Source organism: Dyella japonica DSM 16301 (assembly GCF_001010355.1).
In the GTDB taxonomy this organism is placed as follows: Bacteria; Pseudomonadota; Gammaproteobacteria; order Xanthomonadales; family Rhodanobacteraceae; genus Dyella; species Dyella japonica.
In genome coordinates this window covers 1-3,377 of the sequence record NZ_JPLA01000057.1, presented here as the reverse complement: position 1 = coordinate 3,377, position 3,377 = coordinate 1, and the positions used below count along the sequence as shown (strand labels likewise).

Here is a 3,377-nt window from a genome sequence, read left to right as displayed (position 1 = left end):
TATTTTCAAACCGCACAAAGACAAACGCCTTCCCGGATGGGAAGGCGTTTGAGGGATAAAGCCCCTGGCGGTGACCTACTCTTGCATGAGAATTCACACTACCATCGGCGCAGCTGCGTTTCACTTCCGAGTTCGGGATGGGATCGGGTGGGGCCACAGCGCTATAGCCGCCAGGGAAGAGGTGCGGACAGCGCAACGAATGCGCCAGTCCGGCAAAGGGGTAAACGAGTGACAAGCGTCTGGTGAAATCGAACTAGATGTTTCGTCGAGACGATTATGTCTGCGAAGCGTCTTGGGGTTATATGGTCAAGCCTCACGGCTCATTAGTACGCGTAAGCTCAATGCATTGCTGCACTTCCACACCGCGCCTATCAACCACCTAGTCTTGATGGTGCCTTAAGGAGACTCGAAGTCTCGGGAGATCTCATCTTGAGGCGCGCTTCCCGCTTAGATGCTTTCAGCGGTTATCGCTTCCGTTCGTAGCTACCGGGCAATGCCATGGGCATGACAACCCGAACACCAGCGGAACGTCCACTCCGGTCCTCTCGTACTAGGAGCAGCCCCTCTCAAATCTCCAACGCCCACGACAGATAGGGACCGAACTGTCTCACGACGTTCTGAACCCAGCTCGCGTACCACTTTAAATGGCGAACAGCCATACCCTTGGGACCGGCTACAGCCCCAGGATGTGATGAGCCGACATCGAGGTGCCAAACACCGCCGTCGATATGAACTCTTGGGCGGTATCAGCCTGTTATCCCCGGAGTACCTTTTATCCGTTGAGCGATGGCCCTTCCATACAGAACCACCGGATCACTAAGACCTACTTTCGTACCTGCTTGATCCGTCGATCTCGCAGTCAAGCACGCTTATGCCTTTGCACACAGTGCGCGATGTCCGACCGCGCTGAGCGTACCTTCGTGCTCCTCCGTTACTCTTTGGGAGGAGACCGCCCCAGTCAAACTACCCACCACACACGGTCCCTGATCCGGATTACGGACCTAGGTTAGAACGTCAAGCACTTCAGGGTGGTATTTCAAGGATGGCTCCACCGAAACTAGCGTCTCGGTTTCATAGCCTCCCACCTATCCTACACAGAAGAACTCAACGTTCAGTGTGAAGCTGTAGTAAAGGTTCACGGGGTCTTTCCGTCTTGCCGCGGGAACGCTGCATCTTCACAGCGATTTCAATTTCACTGAGTCTCGGGTGGAGACAGCGCCGCTGTCGTTACGCCATTCGTGCAGGTCGGAACTTACCCGACAAGGAATTTCGCTACCTTAGGACCGTTATAGTTACGGCCGCCGTTTACTGGGGCTTCGATCAAGAGCTTCGCCTTGCGGCTGACCCCATCAATTAACCTTCCAGCACCGGGCAGGCGTCACACCCTATACGTCCACTTTCGTGTTTGCAGAGTGCTGTGTTTTTGATAAACAGTCGCAGCGGCCAGGTTACTGCGACCCTCTAGCGCTCAGTCACGCACGTGACCACGCCGGAGGGCGCACCTTCTCCCGAAGTTACGGTGCCATTTTGCCTAGTTCCTTCACCCGAGTTCTCTCAAGCGCCTTGGGATTCTCACCCTGCCTACCAGTGTCGGTTTACGGTACGGTTTCTCTGTAGCTGAAGCTTAGTGGCTTTTCCTGGAAGCGTAGTATCAGTCACTTCGTCCAATAGGACTCGTCTCGGTGCTCGGCATAAAGAAGCGCGGATTTGCCTACGCTTCATGCCTACCGCCTTTCCCCGGGACAACCAACGCCCGGTAGACCTAACTTTCTCCGTCCCCACATCGCACTACAGACAAGTGCTGGAATATTAACCAGCTTCCCATCGACTACGCATTTCTGCCTCGCCTTAGGGGCCGACTCACCCTGCGCCGATGAACGTTGCGCGAGGAAACCTTGGGCTTTCGGCGTGGGGGCTTTTCACCCCCATTATCGTTACTCATGTCAGCATTCGCACTTCCGATACCTCCAGCAGACTTCTCAATCCACCTTCACAGGCTTACGGAACGCTCCTCTACCGCGCATTACAAAGTAATGCACCCCGAGCTTCGGTGTATCGCTTAGCCCCGTTAAATCTTCCGCGCAGACCGACTCGACCAGTGAGCTATTACGCTTTCTTTAAAGGGTGGCTGCTTCTAAGCCAACCTCCTGGCTGTCTATGCCTTTCCACATCGTTTTCCACTTAGCGATAACTTGGGGACCTTAGCTGCGGGTCTGGGTTGTTTCCCTTTTCACGACGGACGTTAGCACCCGCCGTGTGTCTCCCGTACATTCTGTCCTGGTATTCGGAGTTTGCCATGGTTTACTAAGCCGCGATGGCCCGCTAGCCATAACAGTGCTCTACCCCCAGGAAGATTCATACGAGGCGCTACCTAAATAGCTTTCGAGGAGAACCAGCTATCTCCGAGTTTGTTTAGCCTTTCACTCCTATCCTCAGCTCATCCCCATCTATTGCAACAGATGTGGGTTCGGTCCTCCAGTGCGTGTTACCGCACCTTCAACCTGGCCAAGGATAGATCACTCGGTTTCGGGTCTACTGCCAGAGACTATGCGCCCTATTCAGACTCGGTTTCCCTTCGCCTCCCCTATACGGTTAAGCTTGCCACTGACAGTAAGTCGCTGACCCATTATACAAAAGGTACGCAGTCACCCTTGCGGGCTTCCACTGCTTGTACGTATACGGTTTCAGGGTCTATTTCACTCCCCTCTCCGGGGTTCTTTTCGCCTTTCCCTCACGGTACTAGTTCGCTATCGGTCAGTCAGGAGTATTTAGCCTTGGAGGATGGTCCCCCCATATTCAGACAGGGTTTCTCGTGCCCCGCCTTACTCAATTTCATTCCTAATGCCCTTTCGCCTACGGGGCTATCACCCGCTATGGCCGGCCTTTCCAAACCGTTCGGCTAAAACACTAGAAACTTTTGGGCTAGTCCGCGTTCGCTCGTCGCTACTGACGGAATCTCGGTTGATTTCTTTTCCTCCGGGTACTTAGATATTTCAGTTCCCCGGGTTCGCTCTGCATGGCTATGTATTCACCATGCAGTACTCCTTGCGGAGTGGGTTTCCCCATTCGGACATTGCCGGATCAAAGCTTGTTGCCAGCTCCCCGACACTTTTCGCAGGCTGCCACGTCCTTCATCGCCTCTGACTGCCAAGGCATCCACCGTATACGCTTGGTCGCTTGACCATATAACCCCAAGTCGCCTCAGGGCCGATAACCATCACTTACGAGGTGATGATCATCGAATGTCCAAACAACGCGTTCGCTTAATTGCCTCAACGACACATCTCGATTCGGTTTCGAACCAAGACGCTTGTCACTCGTTTACATTTTCAAAGAACACAAGAGCGGCCACAGTGCCGTCTCGTTTCTAAATCTTT

The 3,377-nt window shown here is 53.8% G+C and carries 2 rRNA genes; both read right to left on the bottom strand.

What is annotated here, in order from left to right:
- Positions 1-62 precede the first annotated feature (62 nt).
- Positions 63-175: ribosomal RNA gene (rrf, locus tag Y882_RS17230) — 5S ribosomal RNA — on the bottom strand.
- Positions 176-302: 127 nt separating this feature from the next.
- A 23S ribosomal RNA gene (locus tag Y882_RS17225) occupies positions 303-3,183 on the bottom strand.
- Positions 3,184-3,377: the final 194 nt, after the last annotated feature.